We start from the raw sequence: 23,651 nt of genomic DNA on the forward strand, positions 1-23,651 counted from the left end.
TGAATTGTTCCAGCAGGAGATAAAATATTTTATAAGAATAAACCATTGATTATATAATTGAATTGTTATATATTTATTTTATGATATTATGGCAAGGAGGTGAATACATATGGAGGACCGCATACCAGACATGGCTGAGGCGTTTAAATTGTTAGCGGACAAAACCAGGCTGTCCATCATTGCTCTATTAAAGGAACAGGAGCTGTGTGTCTGCGACATTACAGAAATCACAGGCATGTCCCAGCCCAATGCCAGCCAGCATCTTCGCAAATTAAAATCAGCCGGGCTGGTCAACGAGAAACGAAAAGGGCAGTGGGTCTATTATTCGCTGAATGTAACGGATAAGCCTTATATCCAATGTATTTATGAGCATTTGCCATCAATGAAAGAACAGATCGGTGCGATAAAAGGAAGCTGCTGCTAAGTTAAGGAGGAAGTATGACAATCATCGCTTTTATCATTTTTCTGATTACACTTACGTTTGTAATCTGGCAGCCAAAAGGGCTGAACATCGGCTGGCCGGCAATGGGCGGAGCCATTCTGGCCCTTATCTTTGGTGTAGTGTCTTTTCAAGACGTTGGAACGGTAACCGGTATTGTATGGAACGCAACGCTCGCGTTTGTAGCCATTATCCTCATTTCTCTGATTCTTGATGAAGTAGGATTTTTTGAATGGGCGGCTTTACATATGGCCCGTCTGGCAAGAGGAAACGGCAGGCTGATGTTTGTGTACGTCGTTTTACTCGGCGCCGCAGTAGCCGCGTTTTTCGCAAACGACGGGGCCGCGTTAATTTTAACGCCGATCGTTCTTGCCATGGTGCGCGCTCTGAAATTTGATGACCGAATGATTTTGCCTTTTATTATGGCAAGCGGCTTTATTGCGGATACCACTTCTCTGCCGCTCATCGTCAGCAACCTGGTTAACATCGTATCGGCCGATTATTTCGGCATCGGATTTGTGCAATACGCCAGCCGGATGATCATTCCAAACCTGTTTTCGCTGGCTGCGAGCTTGCTTGTGCTTTATTTATTTTTCCGCAAAAGCATTCCGGGCCATTATGACTTCTCCCAGCTCAAGAAACCTCACGAAGCGATCAAGGACATCAAATTATTCAATTTGTCTTGGGTGATTTTGGCCGTTCTGCTCGCGGCTTACGTGGTGAGTGAATTTATTCATGTGCCTGTGTCCTTTATTGCCGGTGCTGCAGCAATCGTGTTTATTCTCGCCGCTCGTGGAAGCAATGTCATTGAAACAAGAAAGATTATAAAGGAAGCACCTTGGGCGGTTGTCGTGTTTTCCATCGGGATGTATGTCGTTGTCTATGGGCTTCGTAATGTAGGGCTCACAGATATGTTGGGTACGCTCATCCGGAAGGTCGCCGACCAAGGATTGTTTGCCTCGGCTATCGGCATGGGATATATCGCTGCGATCCTGTCTTCGATCATGAACAATATGCCTACCGTGATGATTGACGCTTTAGCCATAAAAGGGGCACACACCGAAGGCGCCATCCGCGAAGCGCTCGTTTATGCGAATGTCATCGGCAGCGATCTGGGTCCCAAAATAACGCCGATCGGCTCGCTCGCAACGCTGCTGTGGCTTCACGTGCTTTCCCGGAAGAATGTCAAAATCACCTGGGGCAGCTATTTTAAAACCGGAATTTTGCTGACCGTACCGACTTTGTTTATTACGCTAATCGGGCTTTATCTTTGGCTGAAAATGATTTCATAAAATGGAATGGAGAGAGAACATGGAAAAAAAGCCTTTAGTTTATTTTTTGTGCACAGGAAACTCCTGCAGAAGCCAGATTGCGGACGGATTTTTAAAAGCGCTGGGAAGGGGCAAATATAAAGTAAAAAGCGCCGGTCTTGAGGCACACGGCTTAAATCCCCGCGCCGTTCAAGTTATGAAAGAAGTTGGTGTCGATATCAGCAGCCACACGTCCAATGTGATCGATCCGGATATTCTAAACCGTGCCGATTACGTGATTACGCTTTGCGGCCATGCAGATGAGCACTGTCCGGTGATCTCCAGCAAGTATGTAACCAAGTGGCATTGGGGCTTCGATGATCCGGCAAAAGCAACGGGAACGGAAGAGGAAATTATGGCCCGGTTCCGCGCGGTGCGCGACTCGATCAAAAACCGCATCGAACAGTTTGTAAAAGAAGGTAATTAAGGAGCGGCCTCCGGATCCGGATTTCGCTAGGAGATAATGCGGCGCAGGGGGGATTTCTTGAGATTTAAAGGCCGGAAGTGAGCCGCACAAATCTGAGGAATTCGCGCATCGCGTAGGAAACATATCTTTCTTTGTTCCATATTACGGCTAAACTCCAGGGAATAGACGGATCCGTCACCGGCACGATGGTCACATCCGAATTGACGATTTTGGAGCAGATCGACTCCGGCAGGAAGGAAACGCCCAGATTGGCGCTGACCATCTCCACCAGAAGGTCCCATTGAGAGCTTTCATAAGCGATGGCTGGTTCAAAGCCCAATGCGCTGCAGGTCTGCAGGACATGATGGCGGACGGCAAAGCCTTTGGCAAACAAAATAAACGGCTCAGCTTTAAGCTCAAGCAGCGGCACCGACTGCTCATTTGCCAAGCGATGCGATTGATGGACTATGAGAAAAAGCCTTTGATGAAGGAAGGGCAGGGTATCAAAGCAGGGTTGTTCCACAGGAGAAACGACAACACCGAGATCGATGCTGCCGTCCATAATTAATTGCTCAATTTTTTTCGCCCCCTCTTCGATGATTTGAAAATCGATGTGGGGATATTCTTTTTGGAACTTTGCAATCATACGAGGGAAAAAGACCGAACTTATGACCGGGGGAAGCCCGATGGTGATCATTCCTGTTTTTAAATTGGAAATGTCATCGAGAGTTATATACAAGTCATTGACCGCCTGTATGATCTGCTGGATTTGCTGGACGGCGGCCGCACCCGCATCGGTCAGCTTCACCTGTTTTCCCGAACGGTCGAATATGGTGATACCCAGCTCGTCTTCAAGACTTTTGACCATTTTGCTCAGAGTGGGTTGGGTCAGGTGCAGGATTTCGGCCGCTTTAGTGAAATTTTTCTGTTTGGCAACCTCAAGCATGTACTGCAGGTTTCGTAAATCCAAAATATACCACCCCCAGACCATAATATTTTTTCATATCAACTATTCGATGAATGAATTTTACCTCTCTGAGGTCCCGTTGTAAACTGAAAATTGAAAGTGCTTACATTTTTTTCTCGGTTTAACATCTTCCATGGGGAAAAGAGGAGAAGTGTATGATGGTTATTCAAGTGTTAGCCATTGTTATTGCGCTGGGATTGCTCATGTTTTTTGCTTATCGGGGTTTTCCGGTGATTGTGTTTGCTCCTATTTTCACTCTGCTGGCGGTCGTGATCTCAGGGAACGCTTTAATGCCGAGCTATACGGAAACGTACATGGTAAATGCGGCGAATTATATCAAAAGCTTCTTTCCGATCTTCTTGCTCGGAGCGATTTTCGGCAAAGTCATGGAAATGAATGGCGCGGCTTCTTCGATCGCCCAAAGCATCGTCAAGGCGCTTGGATCAAGGCAGGCGATCCTTTCCGTCGTTCTGGCCTGTATGGTGCTCACTTACGGGGGCGTATCGCTGTTTGTGGTAGCGTTTGCGGTGTACCCGTTCGCCGTGGCGATCTTTCGCGAAGCGAATGTGCCCAAACGGTTGATACCCGGCACGATTGCGCTGGGGGCGTTTACCGTTACGATGGATGCCCTGCCCGGGACTCCGCAAATTCAGAATATTATTCCTACCGCTTACTTCGGCACGGACTCCTATGCCGCTCCGATTGTCGGAATCATCAGCAGTATCCTCGTTTTTGGCGGAGGGCTTTGGTGGCTGGAGCGCCGCCGGAGGCAAGCCGAAGCTGAAGGAGAAGGATATGGAACAGGGCACAGGAACGAACCCGAACCACTGGACGGCCAAATGTATCCGAATCTGTGGATATCCGTCCTGCCGCTTCTGTTGGTCCTGGTGTTCAACTATCTGCTCAGCAGGGGCTTCCTGACAGTAAACAATTGGTACAGCGCGGAGCTTTTGAAATCTTTTAACATCGCTAATGTGAAAACGGTCTCCTCGTCTTGGGCGCTGATCATTGCGCTTTGCATCGGGATCGTTGCCGCACTGTGCATTAATGTGCGGCTTGTGCAGAACAAGCTGGCGGCGGGGCTCACGGCTGCTGCGATGGGATCGCTGCTGGCGATTTTCAACACCGCTTCCGAAGTGGGATTCGGTAACGTGGTAAAGACTTTACCCGGATTCAAAGCGATCCAGAACTGGATCCTGGGCTTAAGCTCCCATCCGCTTATCTCGGAAGCCATCTCGGTGAACATTCTCGCGGGAGTGACGGGGTCCGCGTCCGGAGGGCTGTCGATCGCCCTGGAGGTGATGGGGAAGCAGTATTTGGCTGCGGCCCAGGCGGCTGGAATCAGTCCGGAGCTGCTTCACAGGATCGCTTCCATGGCATCCGGAGGAATGGATACGCTTCCGCATAACGGGGCGGTCATCACGCTGCTGGCCATCACCGGATTGACGCATCGCCAGTCTTACAAGGATATTTTCGCTATTACCGTAGTCAAAACTATAACTGTCCTATTGGTGGCTGTCGTACTGTCCTTGTTTTAAGGTGTTGGGGCTCCCCGCAAAGTATCTGAATAAAGATTCGGAGGGCTGTGTCACGTTTTCATCCCCATTGGTGACCGCTAGGCCATGTTAGTTTGTGGGGTGGCTTTAAATTCTGACAACGGAGGTTCTCCTTATGGGCGGATTTTTGGATAACAAAGCAGCTTTGGTGACCGGAGCGGCCAGCGGTATCGGCCTTGCAATGGCCCGCACGTTTGCGCGCGAAGGGGCCAAAGTAGTCATTTCGGATATACAGGAGGAAAAGGCGAAGAGTGCGGCGGAGCAGTTGATACAGGAAGGCTGGCAGGCCTTGGGAGTCAAATGCGATGTGACTGAAGAAAGCCAATTCGCGGGTGCCGTTGAAACGGCGGTGGAGAGATTTGGGAAGCTGGATATATTGGTCAATAACGCGGGGCTGCAGCATGTTTCGCCTATAGAGGATTTTCCGGTCGATAAATTTGAGTTCATGCTGAAGGTGATGCTGACGGGCGCTTTTATCGGCATCAAGCACGCTTTTCCAATTATGAAAAGGCAAAATTACGGGCGGATCATCAATATGGCGTCGATCAACGGAGTGATCGGATTTGCCGGCAAAGCAGCTTACAACAGCGCGAAGCACGGGCTGATCGGCTTGACGAAAGTTGCGGCGCTGGAAAGCGCGGCCCATGGGATCACCGTAAATGCACTGTGCCCGGGGTATGTCGATACGCCTCTAGTCCGAGGCCAATTGGAAGATTTGGCGAAAACACGCAATGTGCCGTTGGAAGGCGTGCTGGAGGAAGTGATTTATCCGATGGTTCCGCAGAAGCGCCTCCTCTCTGTAGAGGAGATCACCGAATTCGCGATGCTGGTAGCAAGCGACAAGCTGAAGGGCGTCACTGGCGCGTCGCTGATGATCGACGGCGGGTACACCGCTCAATAAGCGGGCTCTTGGAAGTATTTGGCGGGACGCGGCTATTGAGGGTGTGCTTGGAGAACAACGGCGTCTGACCACCCGCCGTGCCGCACCACCACGGAGTGTTCCGCTTTTTTAAAAGGGTGAAGGAGGGAAAGAGCATGAGCAAGGTATTTCATTCGATGGAGGAAGCCGTGAGCGATATCCGGGATGGAGCTGATCTTATCGTCGGCGGCTTCGGGCTGTGCGGCATTCCGGAGAATTTGATCGCTGCGCTTAGGAGCCGGGGTACAAAGGAATTGACCGTGGTGAGCAATAATTGCGGCGTCGACGACTGTGGCCTTGGCCTGCTGCTTGCGAATAAACAGATCAGAAAGATGATTTCCTCTTATGTCGGTGAAAACAAAACGTTCGAGAAGCAGTTTCTCAGCGGTGAATTGGAAGTGGAGCTCGTGCCCCAAGGGACGCTGGCGGAAAGGATCCGTGCCGGCGGAGCGGGCATTCCGGCATTTTACACGGCTGCTGGGGTGGGGACTTCGGTAGCTGAAGGAAAGGAACACAAGACGTTTGATGGCCGCAGTTATGTGATGGAAAGAGGGATTGCCGGCGATTTTGCTTTGGTCAAAGCGTGGAAGGCGGACCCGTTCGGCAATCTCGTGTACCGTAAAACTTCGCGAAATTTCAACCCGCTTGCCGCGACCGCAGGCAAAATTACGATTGCGGAAGCGGAGGAAATTGTACAAGCCGGGGAGCTTGATCCGGATGAAATCCACACACCGGGCATCTATGTACAGCGGGTTGTAAAGGGTGTCAGCTACCAGAAGCGGATAGAGCGACGCACGGTGCGCCCCGTCACTGTTTGAGGAGGGATGACAATGAATGATTACAGGACAAAGATCGTCAAACGGGCTGTGAAGGAAATTGGGGACGGCATGTATGTCAACCTGGGCATCGGAATGCCTACCTTGGTAGCGGATGAGATTTCCAATGATATGAACGTCATGCTGCAGTCGGAGAACGGTTTGCTGGGCATCGGCCCTTATCCGTATGAAGGATCGGAGGATCCGGATTTGATCAACGCGGGCAAGGAGACGGTGACGGCTGTGCAAGGAGCCTGCTACTTCGACAGCGCAGAATCGTTTGCCATGATCCGGGGCGGCCATATCGATCTGGCGATTCTCGGCGGCATGGAGGTTGCGGAGAACGGCGACCTGGCCAACTGGATGATCCCCGGCAAAATGGTCAAAGGCATGGGAGGCGCCATGGATTTGGTAAACGGGGCCAAGCGCATTGTCGTGATTATGGAGCATATGAACAAATACGGCGAATCGAAAGTAAAAAAACAGTGCACCCTGCCGCTTACCGGTAAAGGTGTGGTACATCGGCTGATTACCGATTTGTCTGTTTTTGACTTTACAGAAAGCGGAATGGTTTTGATCGAACTGCAGCCTGAGGTTACTGTGGAAGAAGTCCGGGACAAAACAGAGGCCCGGTTCACGGTCAGCAGCGCGTTAAGCATGCCCAAGTAAATTCGCGAAATAAGGAGGTTCCCATGAATAAGGAGGCTGTTATTGTGAGCGGCGCCCGTACCGCCATCGGAAGCTTTCAAGGCTCGCTTTCGGGAGTCTCGGCTGTAGAGCTGGGGAGCATTGTGATTCAAGAAGCTTTGAAGCGGGCTAATGTGAAAGAGGGTCAAGTGGATGAAGTGATTATGGGCAACGTACTGCAGGCGGGCTTGGGCCAAAATCCGGCAAGGCAATCTTGGCTGAAAAGCGGCTTTAGCCACACGGTTCCCGCGATGACCATCAATAAAGTGTGCGGCTCCGGGCTGAAAGCCGTTATGCTCGCGGCGCAGGCCGTACGTTTGGGTGACGCTGATATCGTGGTGGCCGGAGGTATGGAAAACATGAGCCGGGCGCCGTATCTGCTTGAAGGCGCCCGTTCGGGCCTGCGCATGGGAGATACGAAAATGGTGGATTCCATGATCCGCGACGGGTTATGGTGCGCAGAGTGCGGCATCCATATGGGTGTCACGGCAGAGAATGTGGCTGAACGCTGCAATATTGCACGGTCCGAGCAGGATGAATTCGCGGCTTGGAGCCAGCAAAAAGCGGAGCAGGCTGCGGCTTCGAGCCGTTTTAAGGATGAAATCGTTCCGGTGCCCATCCCGCAGAAGAAAGGCGACCCGCTGTTGTTCGACACGGACGAGTTTCCGCGGGCCGGAACAACGGCGGAAGGGTTAGGCACGCTTCGTTCAGCCTTCCGGGGGGACGGAACGGTCACAGCTGGCAACTCCTCCGGCATCAATGACGGGGCGGCGGCGCTTGTTATCATGCAGGCGGAGAAGGCGGACGAGCTTGGGATCAAGCCGCTCGTCCGGATTCGAGGCTACGCCAACTCCGCATTGGATCCGGCGGTTATGGGGCTCGGCCCCGTCGATGCAGTGCGCAAACTGCTGCAGAAAACCGGTGTTTCCCTCGATGAGATTGACTTATTCGAGTTAAACGAAGCGTTTGCGGCGCAATCGCTTGCCGTGGGACGGGACCTCGGCATTCCGCAGCATAAGCTGAATGTCAACGGCGGCGCGATCGCTCTTGGCCATCCCATCGGAGCGAGCGGCGCACGCATTCTCGTTACGCTGCTGCACGAGCTCGCTAAACGGGATGGCAGGTTAGGCGTGGCTGCGCTGTGCATCGGGGGAGGACAAGGAGTCGCTTTGTTGGTCGAACGGGGATAATACATGGTCGTATCGGCAATGGGTGGAATTGTTTTATGCTGCAATAGAGTGCCGCTTAGATGAGTCCCATTGAGTCGAGAGATTGTGAGGGAGGGAAGAGTCACGATTAGTCGAGACAATAATGGGAAGGAACAGCCCCGTTCATCGAGCCGCCAGTTAGGTGGCTTTTTTGTTTGGAGTAAGGTATACCTTGTGCTCGCAAGAGCAGGTATCGCTGGAAAGTTTACCTTCCGCTCATAAGATGAGCTACTCCGCAGGAAGAGCTTGGTGACAACAGCGAGAAATGCAGACCTTCATACGTAGCGGCGGCAGTCTAGGACTTTATTTTATCATCCCAGACTGCCGCTGTTTCTCTTAAGGGATCCAGAATAAAACTTATTTTACGAAGGTTGTTGCCGATTTTGTTATTCAAAAATGGCCTGGGATTAACAAGTTGGCAAAGGGCCGTTGTAGCAGTTTTCACGTATGCTGTATACAAAAAGGAGACATCCTATGAATACGGCTTTTTGCATAAGAGAACAAAATCTAGCACAAACGTAACACTTGACTTGACTGCCGTATAAATGCTATATTTAGCTTACTTAATGTAAGTATATATTATTTTAAAAGGGTGATATAAATTATGATTCCATCGTTATTTCTCGCTCACGGATCTCCTATGATTGCGATCGAAGATACAGAATATACCCGTTTTCTTGCAAAATTCGGAGAACATCTGCATCCCAACGCTATCGTTATTTTTACAGCCCATTGGGAGAGCGACGTGGTTACTATTTCTTCCAGGGACGATATTTATGATACGATCTACGACTTCGGAGGCTTCCCGCCCGAGCTGTATGCTAAGAAATACCCTGTGAAAGGTTCAAAAAGGGTGGCATCGCTGGTGAAAGAGCGGCTCGAGAACAACGGCATTACGGTGAGGGAGGACACTTCCAGAGGTTTGGACCACGGATCCTGGACACTTCTGAGCAGAATTTTCCCCAGTGCTGATATTCCGGTTGTGCAGATTTCGGTGAATCCTTTTCTCGCTCCAAGCGAGCAGTACAAAATCGGGGCCTCCCTGCAGGGGCTGGGCGAAGAGGATATTCTCGTCATCGGCAGCGGTGTGACAGTTCATAATTTGCGTATGCTTAATTGGGGAGAGAGGTCGAAGCCGGAGCCCTGGGCGGAAGGTTTTGACGATTGGCTGATTGAGAAAATCCAAAATAAGGATCTGAATTCCCTGTTCCGTTACGAGGAGCTTGCTCCCGACGCGCGAAAAGCGGTGCCGACCAAGGAGCATTTTGTGCCGCTGTTTATCGCCATGGGGAGCGGGGACCCAAGCAGCACGGCGAAAATTATCCATCGGAGCTACGATTTAGGAACTTTGAGTTATCTGTGCTTTCAGTTTTAAACTCGCCACTTTTGGCGCGCATTGTCACCGTGCACCAATAAGCTTTGCAGCGAAAAGCTCCGGCCCGAAAACAGGCATCCCTGTTTTTGGCCCGGAGTTTTGTTTTCGGCTGGATGGGATGTCGGCAGGGGTTGAGGCAGTTTGGGTATGCAGTGCGTCAGGCATCCAGGCTGCCTCTGAAACGGCCGGGAGGCACCTTTTTTTCGGCGGCGAATACTCGCGTAAAATAATGCACGGTGCCAAACCCTGTGGCTTCGGCGATTTCTTTTATCGAAAGGTCGGTTGTTTGTAACAGAAATGCCGCCTGCCGTACTCGTTCTTTCCGGATAAAAGTGATGAAGCTTTCGTTGATGCCCTCCGAGAACAATCGGGAAAGATGACGCTCCGACACATTAAGGTATTGCGCAATCATGCCCAGCGACAGTTGCTTGTCGAAATTATCCCTTATAAAAGATTTCGCGCGCTGCAGAATCAGGTTGGGGCGCAGCTGGTCAGTAGTAAGGGATTGTTTTTCATTTAAAAATAAACCGAGGAACGAAACCAGCAGCGTATGGGCGAGTACAGGCAAAAATTCCGTGTCCACCGCCCAACCTTCCTGTTCGGGTATAAGCAGTGACCGCCATAGAGAAGCAGTGGAAGAGCCGTCTCCTTCATTGACGCAAACTTTCGAGCGCCCTGCCAGTGACACAAACCGGTCTACATATTCAGGTGAAGACCTCGATTCATCGACCTCAAAATCAACCCACAGCAAAAACAACCCTTCCCCGCTCCTGATTTGGTGAGCAATCCCGGGCCTTGAGCAAAACAGCGTCCCTTTGTGCAAATGGTACACACGTCCATCGTCCAAATAGGTTCCGTCTCCGTCCACCACATAACAAATCTCAAACGATGAATGTTTGTGCACCGGATTGTAAGTCAGCTTGTGCATTCCTCCCCAATAATTGACGCGGAACGTGATTCCGCCGGATTCCAGCAAAACAGCGTGGCGGTTTAATCTCGCTTTGCTTTCTTCCAATCTGTACATCGTCTAGCCTCCTGCTCCATGTGGCGGATTCGGACAAAAACTTGGCCTTCCCGGCCAAAGACGGATCACTCTGTGTACCATTATAATCAAGGCATATGGAGTTGAAAAGAATAATATCGACAGGAGGCTTGGCACATGATTACATCGGAAGATGCGGCTTTTTACAAAGATCAAGGCTATTTGCTGGTAAAAGGGGTCTTTAACCGGCAAGAGGTGGAAGAGATGCGCAATGCGGTCGAAAAAATCATTCAGCGCGCGGCCAGGGCAAAGATGGACCACAATCATACCTGGCAGGGCGACTACCTTCCTCCGGAAGAAATGAAGAAACTAGTGCTCAAAGGCTTCCATGATGTGCATTATCACGATGCGGCATTTACAAGAGCGTTGGCGCATCCTAACATGACAGCGGTGCTCTCTCAAATCATCGGACCCAACGTTCAACTGCATCATTCCAAAATGCTGGTAAAGCCTCCGGAGAATGGGGCGGCGTTCCCGATGCACCAGGATTATCCGTATTTTCCGCATGAGAATCATACGATGCTGGCCGCCAGCGTGCATTTGGACGATGCGGATGAAGAAAACGGCTGCCTCTGCGTAATACCGGAATCCCACAAACAAGGGTCTCTGCCGCATGTGGGAACGCACTACTTAAACCATAAGGAATACCCTATTTCTATGGGCACTCCTTGTCCGGCATCGGCGGGAGACGTGCTGTTCTTTAACTATTTGACGGTGCACGGATCAGCCAGCAACCGAAGCCTCCGCACCCGCAGAAATGTGCTGTTCCAATATCGTGACCCTTCCGATTTTCCAACGGTGAGCACACATATAGATTGGGGAATGGGACTGATGGTTTGCGGTGAAAATCCCCATTTTGACAAAGCGAAGCCGAAATATCAGATTGTTTAGAGACTCGGCACGGCAAAAAACATCCCTGTACACTTTTTGTGTATCAGGATGTTTGCCGTCTGTCTCATTTTTTAGCGCTGGCCGTACTGGTATCCGTAGTGATGACCGTAGTGGTGTCCGTGATGATGGTGAGGGTAATGATGATAGTACGGATGATATCCATATGTGTGGTATCCTCCGTAAGGGTGGTACCCGTATGCGTGATATCCGTAAGGGTGATACCCGTAAGTTTGATATCCGTACTGCGGGTAAGTGTAAATCTGCATCGAGCGGTTAAAGTCGGCAGTCTCCGCGTTTTCCAATATAGAAGTTTGTTGTTGAGTCATTTTTGTTTCTCCTCTCTGTTTCAAACTACACCCCATGTTATGCATGGAAGGGCGGAGAGGGCACTTGACCAAATACAATTAGGCGAGAAAAAGGGGCTCAAGGTTAAGCTGAACGATAACATTGTACGGCAAACAAGCTAAATAAAGGCGGCTCCGCGCAATAAGCGGAACCGCCTTGGTCTGTTTACAGCAGGTCGGGAATGAGGATTTCCACCTCTCGCCGGGCTTCCGAAGACCGGAGAATGCCGTCGATGATCGCCTGGTTGATCAAAATTTGCTCTGCCGGAATCGGAGCGGGCCGGTCTTCCTGAATGGCAATCACAAAAGCTTTGACCTTCTCGAAGAAACGGTCCACCTCATGCTCGATGACCGGAATGCTTCGGTGAGCGTGCTTGTCTTCCTCGTCGTGGAACAGGGTAATCGAACCGACGCCGCCGTCCCAAACCCCGTTCCACGGGCTTCCGGTGTCCGGTGTCGTAACCTTGAGTCCTGCATCCGTACCGAGGAACATAGTTGCGCCGAGTGTGTCCATATGCATGGCCCAGGATATTTTGAAATGAAGAGTAATGTCGCCCTCGAGACGGATCAAAGCCGCCCCAAAATCTTCCACCTCAAATCCTGCCGCTTCCTTATGGTATTTCGGGTTGGTGCCGAAATGGTTGGAGGTGACCGCCGACACGGTCAGAGGCTTCGGGTAGCCGAGAGCGTTGAGAGCCATGTCCAGCGAATAGCAGCCGATATCGGCAATTGCTCCCGCGCCTGCGAGCTCCTTACGGATGAAGGTGCCTCCCGGCATTCCTCTGCGCCGTCCGCCTCCGGTTTCGACATAGTACACTTTTCCCAGCTGGCCGGATTGGACGATCTCTTTGATGGCGACCATATTCGGGTCATAGCGGGGCTGGAAGCCGACGCTTAGCATTTTTCCCGTACGCTTGGAGGCTTGTACCATTTCGAGTCCCTGGCCCAACGTCACCGCGAGCGGCTTCTCCACCAGCACATGCTTACCCGCCTGGAGCGCGTCAACGCTAGCCCGATGGTGAGCGATATTAGGGGTGCATACGCTTACACCATCCAGATCAAGCTCCAATAATTTGTTATGGTCTTCGAAGGCTTGGGCTCCTGTTAGCTCCTGTTCCGCAATGAACTGCGCCGCTTTACCCGGCACTACATCCGCGACCGCCGCAATCTCCACACCCGGAATCTCCTTGTATGCTTTGGCATGGAAACGGGCGATGCCCCCGCTGCCGATAATACCCACTTTTACAGTTGATTTCATCCGTGTTTACCTCCATCCCGCAAGGGAAAAGATTTTAGTGCCATACGCCCCTATTATATAGTCTTGGGCCAGCCGGCGTAATCAAGAGACACGACGAAAGGAGTGTAAAATTGCGACAATTGAGTAGAAGCGATAGTGGTCAATGATTGATCCGGCCTTCCGGGAAGCTGTTTAAAGAAATGGTAAACGATATTGACAATAGGGTGTCCGGTTCAGCATAATCTGAAAGACACGTCGAAACCGAACTGTATAATAATTTGACGATCAAGAATTCGACGACTTTATCAAGCCGTCAGATGAGGTTTGAGGTGATTGCATGAACACTCTATTGAAGGTAAAGGGCGAGCTGTCTCCGGTCTGCTCAAAAACACATATTACCTACAGCTTCTATATTCCGGAAGGAGTCACGGAGCTGCATGCGCATTTTGCATATTCGCCCAAGGTGCTGGAGGATGCGGAGAAATCGAAGGAGCTTGTGCTCGAAAGTCTTGCGGCCTACGTCGAACCGCATCTTTTGCCGGTTTATCGGGATAAATGGGAGTCCTATCTTCCGCTCAACAATCTGATCACGCTGTCTTTAGATGACCCTCAGGGATTTCGCGGCTCCGGCCATCGCCATAATCCCGATCAGCGCTACATTCTGTCCGAGCAGGAAGCTTCTCCGGGTCTGGAACGTGGACCGGTTATTTCGGGTATGTGGAAAATAACGCTCAGCGTACACTGCATCGTCACCGAGACTTGCGATTATGAGCTGCAGGTGTGGGAAGGGGAGGGAACGCTATGAAATGGCTGCCTTATGAGCTGCATACACATACACCGCACAGCGACGGCCGCCACAGTCTGATGGAGATGGCGCTGGAGGCGAAGAAGCTTGGTTTGCAAGGCATTGCTTTGACCGACCACAATACGATGTCCGGATTGGCCGACCGGGATGAGGTGCAGCAGGAAACCGGCATCGCCATTATCCGAGGTCTGGAATGGACTACATTTTACGGGCATATGGTCACGCTTGGGCTCCGGGAATATGCGGAGTGGCGCGATTTGGGACCTGACGACATACATAAGGGGATTGAACGGGTCCACCGTCAAGGCGGCATTGTCGGAATCGCACATCCATTTAGAATGGGAAGTCCGATCTGCACGGGCTGCCACTGGGAGTATGCCATCTCCGATTGGAACGACATTGACTATATAGAAGTGTGGCATTCGCTGTTTCCGCCGATCCGCAACCATAATGCTCCCACTTTTGCCATGTGGACGGATTTGCTCAATCAAGGCTGCCGCATTCCCGCCTCTTCCGGGAGGGATTGGCATAATTCCAAACCGAACGACGATCCGGCTGCGGCAAGCTTCCTTGGCATCGATGAGGAACTGGCAGCTGTGGATATGGAACAGGCTGCGGTGGACGCCATCCGTAAAGGGAGAGTCAGCCTCAGCATGGGGCCGCTTCTGCTCTGCTCAATTCAAATTTCCGGCGAGACCTACGGCTTGGGCCAAACCGTTCCGGTATCAGGCAAGGAGTTATCCGGCAGCGCCAGCGTCATTATTGAGCTGGATTCGAACGTGAGGAAAGGCAGTTGGACAATGCCCAAGCAGACTCTTCGAGTGGAGCTTGTGAGCAACAAAGGCGTCATAGGAGAATGCAGCCTGTCCGCAGACGACACTGCTATTAGCTGCCTCATCGACACTAAAGGCCTGTTGTGGCTCAGGGCGCAGCTGTATGGTACCTTCCATGAATGCTCTACAATGATCGCTTTTACAAATCCGGTTTATTTTGGGAAGTTTACGGAGTGAAGCCGTGATTGCACAGGCATTTATAAAATCCTGACACCATATTGCAACAAAAAGCATCCTTAACCCTTTATGGGCATAAATGGATGCTTTTTTTATGCTGGCCATTGCGACGCACGGGAAGGATATTGCAGCGCAGGGATAGAATAACTTTGAACTGAAACTGTTGCAGCGGAGGGGATCGTTATGGAGAAGTGCAGTGCGGTCCATGCAGTAATGAACGATTTTGACAGACCTTGGGCAATAGCCGGGGGATGGTCTATAGACCTTTTTATAGGCGAAACCACCAGGACTCACGATGATATCGAAATTGCGGTATTTCGAAAAGACCAGAGTAAACTGCAGGAATATTTAAACGGCTGGAGCTTTGGGAAGGTTATAAACGGAAACGTAGAGCAGTGGCAAAAAGGACAAATATTGCAGCCTCCAATCCATGAAACCTATGCGGAAAAATCGTATGAAAAGTTAGAGATTCTGCTGAACGAATCTGACGGCGAGTATTGGCTGTTCCGGAGAGACCATAGAATCCGCAGGACAGTTGGTCAAATCATCATGAGGTCGGACCAGGGCATCCCCTTTTTAAGTCCGGAAATCGCTTTGCTTTATAAATCCAAAGATTCTCGGCCGAAAGATGAGCTGGATTTCCAAAATACCTACCCGCTGCTCAATCGCGAACAGAAAAGATGGCTTCAGGAGGGTTTGAGATTGCTTTACGCGGAGCACCGTTGGATAGAGTAATTTTGCGTGTGCGCAAGACACTGATGGGGTACTACGAGGCACAATGTATTGTGAAAATAGTGAAATTCGAGATACTTTGTCGAAGGAATTACCTTGACTGGCATCAAAGGGTAGCTTATGTTGTTAGATAATAAAAACCGTATAGGAGTGACGAAAATGAATCTGCAGCAAACTGTATTTGAAGCGCTTCCATTAGGGGGCATCAAGCCCGCCGGATGGCTGAAAAACCAGCTCCGTATCCAGGCGGACGGACTAACCGGGCATTTGGAGGAGCATTGGGCGGATGTAGGGCCGGATAACGGGTGGATCGGCGGCAGCGGAGAAAGCTGGGAAAGAGGGCCCTATTATCTGGACGGGCTGCTGCCTCTCGCGTATTTGCTGGAAGACGAGCGGTTAATCGCCAAGGCGAACCGGTGGATCGAGTGGAGCCTTTCCAGCCAGCAGGAGAACGGAAACTTTGGACCGGTACGGATTGAAACCGTCAACAACGATGTCGACAAGAATCAGGACTGGTGGCATTACATGATCATGCTCAAAGTGCTGATGCAGTACGAGGAAGCTACAGGCGACGAGCGGATTGTTCCGTTCCTGAGCAAATATTTCCGCTTTGTCTCGTCCATGATCGAGGAGCGGCCTCTAACAGGCTGGGCGAAAGCGCGGGGTGCGGAAATGCTGCTGTGCGTAATGTGGCTGTATAACCGCACAAAGGAAAGCTGTTTGCTTGAACTGGCGCAAATTATAGCGGAACAAACGACCGACTGGACCGATATTTTCCATGACTTCCCCTTCTGGCGCAAAGTCGAACAGTGGGATTGGAGGACCCACGTTGTCAATGTGGCGATGGGTTTGAAAACGCCGGGCGTAAAGTTTCAACTGTCCGGCGACCCTAGGGAAAAGGACGCCGTTTATCGCGGCATCGACAGCCTGATGACCTATCATGGGCAGGCCCATGGCATGTTCTCGGGCGACGAATGGCTGTCCGGCACCCATCCGAGCCAAGGGGTCGAACTATGTGCCGTGGTGGAATATATGTTCACAATGGAAAACCTGGTCCGGATCTTCGGCGAAGGACGATTCGGCGATATTTTGGAGAAGGTCGCGTTTAACGCGCTGCCGGCAGCTATCTCCGCGGATTGGACATCCCATCAGTACGACCAGCAGGTCAACCAGATCGTGTGCAATGTCGCACCGCGGAATTGGAGCAACGGACCGGAAGCGAACCTCTTCGGCCTGGAGCCGAACTTCGGCTGCTGTACGGCGAATATGCACCAGGGCTGGCCGAAGCTCGCTTCACACCTGTGGATGAGCGATGGAAAAGGGGGTCTGGCGGCGGTTTCCTACGCTCCTTGCACCGTACGGACGAAGGTCGGTTCCGGCGCAGCGGCAGAGCTGCAGGTAGGCGGCGAGTATCCGTTCCGCGATGAAGTGAACATAAGCGTGTCGCTGAATCGTCAGGAGCGTTTCGCGATTTCGCTGCGGATACCTGAGTGGTGCGCTGCTCCGAGCTTATTGGTAAACGGGGAGACCACGGCTTTGGAAGCGGCGGATGGCTACGCCAAAATCGAGCGCGAGTGGAATAACGGTGACGCCATTCTGCTTAATTTGCCAATGGAAGTGCGCACAAACTCCCATAATTTATTTGCCGTCAGCGTAGAACGGGGCCCGCTGGTTTATGCGCTTCCGGTGAAAGAGAACTGGCAGCTGTTAAAGCAGCGCGACAAATTCCATGACTGGGAGATCTATCCGGCCTCTCCATGGAAATATGGTCTGCTGTCCGATACCGCATTTGAACCGGTAGTGGCGGAAGTGCCTTACCAGCCGTTTGACGCAGTCCATGCGCCCGTTCGCCTGAAGGCAGCCGGCAAGCTGGTTCGAGATTGGAGAATGGAGGGGAACAATGCGGGCACCCCGCCACTTAATCCCAATACGGAAGGACAGCCGGTGACAGAATTGGAACTTGTGCCCTACGGCAGCGCGAAGCTGCGGATAAGCGAATTCCCATTGATAGGAAGTCGTAACCCCGCCGGATTTACAAGCTCCGGCCCGAGCCCTTTCAAGCGCTGGGTTCTTGGGTGAAGTGCTTCCGGCGCGTCATGGAAGACAGATTCGATAATCTGGATGACTACTTGCTGGAACTGCAAAACAAAAAGAAATTACAAGAACATTCAAATGGCTGAAGGAGGAATTACAATGTCAGACAATGCAATGGTTTCGAGGGTAGAGGACGATCGCGTGTTGGTGCTGGAGCGCGTTTTCGATGCCCCACGCGATCTCGTGTTCAAGATGTTTCAAGAGCCTGAGCATCTTAAGCGTTGGTGGGGACCGAGGGGCTGGGAGCTTCCTGTTTGCAGCGTCGATTTCCGGCCTGGCGGTGTTTGGCACTACTGCATGAAGTGCGTCGATCAGAACCAAGGTGAATTTTACGGTATGGAATCTTGGGGCAAAGGCGTTTATAAGGAAATTGTAGAGCCTGAGACGATCGTTTACAGCGATTACTTCTCGGATGCAGAAGGCAATACGAACGAGACCATGCCGTCGACCGGGATCAAGCTGGAATTCATTGATCTGGGCGGCAGGACAAAGCTGGTCAACCGTGCTGAATATGTGTCCGCGGAGGACCTCAAAACCGTCATGGACATGGGCATGCTGCAGGGCATCACCGAAACTTGGGACCGTCTGGAAGAGCGTCTGAACGAGGTCAAGTAAGGAAATATGGGACGGCCGCCGGGCTTCGAAAGCCGGCGGCTGTTTTGATTTTAGCGTTTGTTTGAAAAGGATGACCTTGCCGGTCAGGGAATTAAAGAAGGGCTTGGAGACTTGTCTCAAGAGACCGCGGAATGAGTGTTTTTCACCACTCGGAGTGACAGATTTAACCATATTTTGTTGAAAGGTATGTTATAATTTAACAAAACCTATCACTTTATAGCGAATGGGTTCCGGAAATATCATATTAATGCAATTTTTTGTAATGACGCGTTGAATTTTAAAAAAGCTGACTGGTGTGGGGATTGCATGAAAAAGATGCGGATGTCAAAGCTGGCTGTGCTGTCGCTGTTATCCCTGGGCCTCGGTCTCGGACTGGCGGCAGGCTTTAAAACTTTCAGCGTAAATGATAAGTCTGCCGGTATGGCAGGAAACATCGACGGGAACCAGGAGGGACAAATCAGACTGACCTTTTGGAATACCTGGGTCCACAATGAGCCTTGGCAGGAAGTCATGTACAAACGGATCAAGGAATTTGAGCAGACGCATAAAAATGTCACCATTAATGTCGAAGCCATACCGCATGACCAATACAAGGTGAAGGTGAGGGCAGCGGGTGCCGGGAAGCAGCTGCCCGATTTGTTTGTAGTTTGGCCCGGTGCGGAACTGAGGCCGCTGGCGGATGGAAAAGTCGTGAAGCCTATTGACGATCTTGCCATGGAGTACAGAGATAAGCTGATCCCGGAACAGAATATGACGGATTACGCTGTAAACGGAAATCAGTACGCCATTCCCGAGGTAATAAGCTATACTTCCTTCATCTATTACGACAAAGACATTCTCGAGAAAGCGGGTTACGATCAATTCCCTGCGACATACGACCACTTTATCAAGATGATATCGGCGCTTCACAATATGGGTGTCACCCCTATCGCGCTGGGCAATACAGGGAAATGGGTGCTTCAATCCTGCTATTTGTCGACCATCGCCAGCCGGTATACAGGGGACGACTTCTTGACGAAGATACTGCAAGGCGAAAAGAAGTTCACCGATGCCGATTTTGTGAAAGCGTTATCAACAATTAGGGAGCTGACCGATCTGCAAGCCTTCAACCAGGACATGAACAGTATAAACAATACACAGCAGGAGGAAATTTTCATAAAAGGGAAGGCCGCCATGTTTGTCGAGGGCTCCTGGGCGCTTCCCAAGCTTTTGCAGCATTTTCCCAAAGACCGTCACTTAGGAATCGCCATTTTCCCCTCTGTGAAGGATGGAAAAGGAGATCCGGCGAGCGTTTCGGGAGTGACAGGGCAGGGCATCGCTTTAAATGAGAATCTGACCGGGGAAAAAAAGCAAGCTGCTTATCAATTTATCCGCCACATGGCTAATGAAGAGACTTATAAAGAACTGATCACGAGGAATACTTTGGTGCCTGCCACAATCTCCGTGCCGGAAGACACGAACGAATCTTTTAAAAAAATGATTTCGATAGCCGGCGGCGGAATTTCTCCGGTGTATGACGCTGTCCTTCCTTCCGAGCTCGCGGACGCCATCAATAATGCGCTGCAGGAGATGACCTTGAATCCCGGTGAAACTGCGGAACATGTGGCTGAGAGAATTCAACAAAAACTAGATGGGATGGATATAGTACACCGTCGTTAAGGGGAAAGAAAGCCATGACAAGGTGGTTTCGTTTCAAAGACTGGAGTTTAAAGTGGAAATCCTTCTTTATATTTTTTATCCTGGTAGTCATCCCTGTGCCCGTGCTTGGCGTAACCGTTTTAGTGCAAATCAACAATATTCTGAAGGAACAGGCGGTGGTATCTACAGAAAGAATTTTGGATACGCTTTCACAAAACGTTTCGTCCGTAATACAGAATGTCGAGGATATCTCCTCTTTTATGATTTATGACGAACAGTTCCGTAAATTTTTAACCGCTTCCAATGAATCGAAAGAAAATCCTATGGAAGTTAAAAGCCTGGAAGACCACGTTAACGCCTTCAGCGCGTTCCATGCCGTTTCCAAAAGATACATTAATTCGATCGAGCTGCAGGGAATCAACGGGGTCAGCACCAGCATCGGCGAGCAGATGGAAGGCGACGAAAGCGCATGGAAACAAGCCGCCGGCGAGGCGTACGGAGGGATAGTGTGGAGCGAAGCGTATACGATGAGAAGCTTATGGACCGGAGACCGGAAACATGTGATATCACTGCTCCGCCAGATCAATGACATCAATGAGATATCGAGGAACATAGGGCTGGTCAGGATCCGTCTGAACGAGGATTTTATCGCCTCCACGATCAGTGCGCAGGGCATTCCCCGTTCAAGCGGGTCGGTATTCATAATAAATCGCAAAGGTGTGATCCTGTCGCATAAAGACAAATTTTTACTGGGCACTTACTACAACGATCCTGCTTTACTGCAGAAAGTGGTGTCCAATAACCATTATTTCACTTATGCGGGCAGCAGCGGAGGTTATCTTGCAGTTATTCGCAAAATCGAGCGTCCGGATTGGTTCATAGTGGCAACGGTCGAGGAGAATGCAATCTCCAAAAATCTGGAGAGCATCCGCACCTCCGTCAAGACTATGATCCTTGTTTCGCTGATCCTGGGATTGGCCGCGTTAATCGGATTCTACTATTTTATCATACGTCCTATTCTGGAATTGATAAGGTTGACAAGGCAGGTCGAACGGGGGAATTTTAATATCAAGGTAAACGTATTGAACAAAGATGACATCGGAATACTCGGCATGAGGTTCAACAGCATGCTTGCCACGATCCGGCGGCTGATCGATACGAAGTACACGCTGGAAATCAAACAAAGGGAATCTGAATTGAAAGCGCTGCAAAACCAAATCGATCCCCATTTTCTTTATAACACTTTGGATATGATACGCTGGACCGCCAGGATGGAGAAGGCATCGGAAACCAGCCGGCTGATCGAAGCGTTATCCAGGCTGTTCCGTATCAGCTTAAGCAGAGGAAAGCTGCTCATCCCTTTGAGCGAAGAGCTCAATTACGTAAGGAGCTACTTGATCCTGCAGGAAAAGCGTTTGGGCCACGGCTTAAAGTACACCATATCCATGGATGAAAAAATCGGAGATGCGCTTGTGCTGAAAAAAATACTGCAGCCCATTGTGGAGAACAGTATTCTGCATGGATTTCAGGGAATGGATCAACCGGGCCTCATCGATATCCGTTGCTGCACGGAAGACGGCAACATATGCATCGATGTGACGGACAACGGAAAAGGCATACCGCCGCACACGATTGAAACTGACATAAGCCGCAGCACCCAAAGCGGGTTTGCTTTACGCAATATCCGGGAACGGATAGCTTTGCTGTTCGGGCCTGGATACGGCTTGCAAATCTTCTCACGGGAAGGCGAAGGAGTACGGGTACGGATTACCGTCCCCATTATTCGCTCGGAGCAGGAGCTCAGCCATTTCATCGAAAAGGAGAATGAACTGCATGAACGTTAGGATCCTGATTGTTGACGACGAACCGACCATAACCAGAGGTTTAAGGTTTACTCTCCCTTGGGAAGAGATAGGCGCCGAAATCGTAGGGGAAGCCTACGGCGGGGAGCAGGCACTGCAGCTCATGGAGCAGACTCCGGTAGATATCGTGCTAACCGACGTTCGTATGCCGTCAATGGACGGGCTCCAGTTGGCTGAGGTTCTGGCCCAAAGGAAGCCTCCCGTGAGAATGATTATGATGAGCGGATACGAAGAGTTTGATTATGTCCGGAAGGCGCTTAGGTTCGGAGTCCGGGATTACCTTTTGAAGCCGGTTGAAGTCGATGAATTAATGGAGCTGGTAAGCAAGCTTAGACAGGAGATTGAGAAAGAAAACGAACAGAGAATCATATATGAAATGAAACTGATTTCAAATCAAATGATGGGAATCGACTTAGGCGAAGATATATTCCGGGATTTGCGGTGTATCAGCTGCGCCGCGAACTTTCGAATTGTGCTGAGCGAAATTCTGGAATACGGCCTGCTTATGAAGAATAAAAACCGCACGGATAAGGAGAATATCAGGACATTTTGGAAGCAGCGGATAGAGCAGAATTTACGAACACGCCAAATTTCGGTGCTGTCTTCGTTCATCCACCAGAATATGCTGCTTACGGTCATCTTTCACAAAGACGGCAGCCCTGTTTCAAACGGCCAGATCGGGCTGACAGATGTCAGCAATCCGGTGATCGTGCAGTGCGGATTTTGCTTGAATTGGGTCGTATCCGATACGCTGACTGAGCTCAGGCACATTCGGGAGGCGTTCCCCCGTCTGGTCGGGCTTCTGAAACGGCAATGCCATGCCACAGAAGAAAACTTCATTTTAAAGACAAATATGCAGGCACACGCTGCGGACCGGAAATATCCCAAGGAGCAGGAAAAGAAGCTGCTTGATTGTTTTTTTCAGCAAAAAGCTAACGAATTAAGCCAGGCCGTCGAGGAATTGTTCGCGGTATTCCGATGCAGGAAATTCATGCTGTCCGATGCTTATCAAATCTGTAATGAAATCAAGATGCTGGTATACCGAAGGCTCCGCGACCATATGAAAGACCTGGATGAAAGGGACTCTTATTTTTCCACGATCGATCTGCAGGTTTATAATTCATTCGCTTCTTTGCAGCAGCTGTTTGTGGAGGAACTGCTTGCGCTGCACCAGTTTTCCAAGCAGCTTAATATAGGAAAAAACCGGTGGATTATGGAGAGAGTGAAGAATTATATACACGAGCACTATGACCAGGAACTGAAAGCCTCCGAACTTGCCGAGATGATCAAGGTGACTCCGAATTACTTCAGCCTTATTTTTAAACAGGAGACCGGTAAAACCTATAACGAATATTTAAATGAATACCGGATCGAGAAAGCGAAAGAGCTGCTTGTCACAACGAACGATCTTGTGTATGAAATTGCGGAACGTGTGGGTTACAAAGAGTACAAATATTTTTCGAATCTATTCAAAAAAATTACAGGCACCGTCCCATCGGAATATCGGGATTTCAATAAACTCGTTTAAATTTTTTAGATAACCATTAATTTTACAGTATAGGCAAGAAATATTTTACAAATATAATAAAAAGTAAGCGGTTACAATTAAAAAATTGTTACCGTAAAGTGATAAAAGGAGGGCGGGCATCTCTTTCGCACGGAAAGCGGTTGGCAATCTGTCTGGATCATTTTATAAAAA

The 23,651-nt window shown here is 50.3% G+C and carries 22 protein-coding genes; 18 read left to right on the forward strand and 4 right to left on the reverse strand.

The features are described from left to right. Positions 1-109 precede the first annotated feature (109 nt). Genes ACZ5N7_RS01640 through arsC form a run of 3 tightly spaced genes read left to right on the forward strand, consistent with a single transcriptional unit; the run spans position 110 to position 2,176 of the window. Positions 110-424, forward strand: coding sequence for an ArsR/SmtB family transcription factor (locus ACZ5N7_RS01640; protein ID WP_464656799.1), 315 nt, complete (start codon positions 110-112; stop codon positions 422-424). Between the two features lie 14 nt (positions 425-438). Then, positions 439-1,731 (forward strand): arsenic transporter, encoded by a 1,293-nt coding sequence (locus tag ACZ5N7_RS01645; RefSeq protein ID WP_464656801.1) that lies wholly within the window; start codon positions 439-441, stop codon positions 1,729-1,731. 19 nt (positions 1,732-1,750) lie between these two features. Further along, the gene (gene arsC / locus ACZ5N7_RS01650; RefSeq protein WP_464656803.1) at positions 1,751-2,176 is read left to right on the forward strand and encodes an arsenate reductase (thioredoxin); all 426 of its coding nucleotides are present in this window, start codon (positions 1,751-1,753) and stop codon (positions 2,174-2,176) included. Positions 2,177-2,240: 64 nt separating this feature from the next. Here the strand turns inward: arsC and ACZ5N7_RS01655 are convergent, their stop codons facing one another. Next, positions 2,241-3,125 carry a LysR family transcriptional regulator gene (locus ACZ5N7_RS01655; RefSeq protein ID WP_464656805.1) on the reverse strand — a complete coding sequence of 295 codons (885 nt, stop codon included), beginning with the start codon at positions 3,123-3,125 and terminating at the stop codon, positions 2,241-2,243. Positions 3,126-3,280: 155 nt separating this feature from the next. On the opposite strand from ACZ5N7_RS01655, the gene ACZ5N7_RS01660 reads away from it, so the two are divergent. From ACZ5N7_RS01660 to ACZ5N7_RS01685, 6 genes are all read left to right on the forward strand, one after another. Continuing rightward, complete coding sequence (locus ACZ5N7_RS01660) at positions 3,281-4,660, forward strand: GntP family permease (RefSeq protein ID WP_464659104.1); 1,380 nt, start codon at positions 3,281-3,283, stop codon at positions 4,658-4,660. Positions 4,661-4,793: 133 nt separating this feature from the next. Then, positions 4,794-5,579: a 3-hydroxybutyrate dehydrogenase gene (locus ACZ5N7_RS01665; protein WP_464656807.1), complete on the forward strand. Its 786-nt coding sequence runs from the start codon at positions 4,794-4,796 to the stop codon at positions 5,577-5,579. Positions 5,580-5,713: 134 nt separating this feature from the next. Then, entirely contained in the window at positions 5,714-6,415 is a 702-nt protein-coding gene (locus ACZ5N7_RS01670) for a CoA transferase subunit A (RefSeq protein WP_464656809.1), read from the forward strand. A gap of 12 nt (positions 6,416-6,427) precedes the next feature. Beyond that, positions 6,428-7,081, forward strand: coding sequence for a CoA transferase subunit B (locus tag ACZ5N7_RS01675; protein WP_464656810.1), 654 nt, complete (start codon positions 6,428-6,430; stop codon positions 7,079-7,081). Between the two features lie 23 nt (positions 7,082-7,104). Further along, complete coding sequence (locus tag ACZ5N7_RS01680; RefSeq protein WP_464656812.1) at positions 7,105-8,289, forward strand: acetyl-CoA C-acetyltransferase; 1,185 nt, start codon at positions 7,105-7,107, stop codon at positions 8,287-8,289. Positions 8,290-8,911: 622 nt separating this feature from the next. Further along, on the forward strand, positions 8,912-9,682 hold the full coding sequence (locus ACZ5N7_RS01685) for a DODA-type extradiol aromatic ring-opening family dioxygenase (RefSeq protein ID WP_464656814.1): 771 nt from the start codon (positions 8,912-8,914) through the stop codon (positions 9,680-9,682). 157 nt (positions 9,683-9,839) lie between these two features. Here ACZ5N7_RS01685 and ACZ5N7_RS01690 read toward each other — a convergent pair whose 3' ends face one another. After that, the gene (locus tag ACZ5N7_RS01690) at positions 9,840-10,706 is read right to left on the reverse strand and encodes a helix-turn-helix domain-containing protein (protein ID WP_464656816.1); all 867 of its coding nucleotides are present in this window, start codon (positions 10,704-10,706) and stop codon (positions 9,840-9,842) included. Positions 10,707-10,841: 135 nt separating this feature from the next. Here ACZ5N7_RS01690 and ACZ5N7_RS01695 point away from each other — a divergent pair, with 135 nt between their 5' ends. Continuing rightward, positions 10,842-11,615, forward strand: a complete 774-nt coding sequence (locus ACZ5N7_RS01695) for a phytanoyl-CoA dioxygenase family protein (RefSeq protein ID WP_464656818.1) — start codon at positions 10,842-10,844, stop codon at positions 11,613-11,615. 71 nt (positions 11,616-11,686) lie between these two features. Here the strand turns inward: ACZ5N7_RS01695 and ACZ5N7_RS01700 are convergent, their stop codons facing one another. Both ACZ5N7_RS01700 and ACZ5N7_RS01705 read right to left on the reverse strand, forming a co-directional pair. After that, positions 11,687-11,941, reverse strand: a complete 255-nt coding sequence (locus ACZ5N7_RS01700; RefSeq protein ID WP_464656820.1) for a hypothetical protein — start codon at positions 11,939-11,941, stop codon at positions 11,687-11,689. Between the two features lie 184 nt (positions 11,942-12,125). After that, entirely contained in the window at positions 12,126-13,217 is a 1,092-nt protein-coding gene (locus ACZ5N7_RS01705) for a Gfo/Idh/MocA family protein (RefSeq protein WP_464656822.1), read from the reverse strand. A 316-nt stretch (positions 13,218-13,533) separates the two neighbouring features. Here ACZ5N7_RS01705 and ACZ5N7_RS01710 point away from each other — a divergent pair, with 316 nt between their 5' ends. From ACZ5N7_RS01710 to ACZ5N7_RS01745, 8 genes are all read left to right on the forward strand, one after another. Then, on the forward strand, positions 13,534-14,001 hold the full coding sequence (locus tag ACZ5N7_RS01710; protein ID WP_464656824.1) for a hypothetical protein: 468 nt from the start codon (positions 13,534-13,536) through the stop codon (positions 13,999-14,001). Then, positions 13,998-15,011 carry a CehA/McbA family metallohydrolase gene (locus tag ACZ5N7_RS01715; protein WP_464656826.1) on the forward strand — a complete coding sequence of 338 codons (1,014 nt, stop codon included), beginning with the start codon at positions 13,998-14,000 and terminating at the stop codon, positions 15,009-15,011. The genes ACZ5N7_RS01710 and ACZ5N7_RS01715 overlap by 4 nt, the downstream gene beginning before the upstream one ends. A gap of 183 nt (positions 15,012-15,194) precedes the next feature. Beyond that, the gene (locus ACZ5N7_RS01720) at positions 15,195-15,746 is read left to right on the forward strand and encodes a nucleotidyltransferase domain-containing protein (RefSeq protein ID WP_464656828.1); all 552 of its coding nucleotides are present in this window, start codon (positions 15,195-15,197) and stop codon (positions 15,744-15,746) included. A gap of 156 nt (positions 15,747-15,902) precedes the next feature. After that, positions 15,903-17,822, forward strand: a complete 1,920-nt coding sequence (locus tag ACZ5N7_RS01725; RefSeq protein WP_464656830.1) for a beta-L-arabinofuranosidase domain-containing protein — start codon at positions 15,903-15,905, stop codon at positions 17,820-17,822. A 114-nt stretch (positions 17,823-17,936) separates the two neighbouring features. Continuing rightward, the gene (locus ACZ5N7_RS01730; protein WP_464656831.1) at positions 17,937-18,452 is read left to right on the forward strand and encodes an SRPBCC domain-containing protein; all 516 of its coding nucleotides are present in this window, start codon (positions 17,937-17,939) and stop codon (positions 18,450-18,452) included. 306 nt (positions 18,453-18,758) lie between these two features. Then, a complete protein-coding gene (locus tag ACZ5N7_RS01735) occupies positions 18,759-20,111 on the forward strand; it encodes an extracellular solute-binding protein (RefSeq protein ID WP_464656833.1) in 1,353 nt (450 codons plus the stop codon). 14 nt (positions 20,112-20,125) lie between these two features. Further along, positions 20,126-21,934 carry a cache domain-containing sensor histidine kinase gene (locus ACZ5N7_RS01740; protein ID WP_464656835.1) on the forward strand — a complete coding sequence of 603 codons (1,809 nt, stop codon included), beginning with the start codon at positions 20,126-20,128 and terminating at the stop codon, positions 21,932-21,934. Then, entirely contained in the window at positions 21,924-23,480 is a 1,557-nt protein-coding gene (locus tag ACZ5N7_RS01745; RefSeq protein ID WP_464656837.1) for a response regulator transcription factor, read from the forward strand. The genes ACZ5N7_RS01740 and ACZ5N7_RS01745 overlap by 11 nt, the downstream gene beginning before the upstream one ends. Positions 23,481-23,651: the final 171 nt, after the last annotated feature.

It is taken from the genome of Paenibacillus sp. JCM 18996, assembly GCF_055392555.1.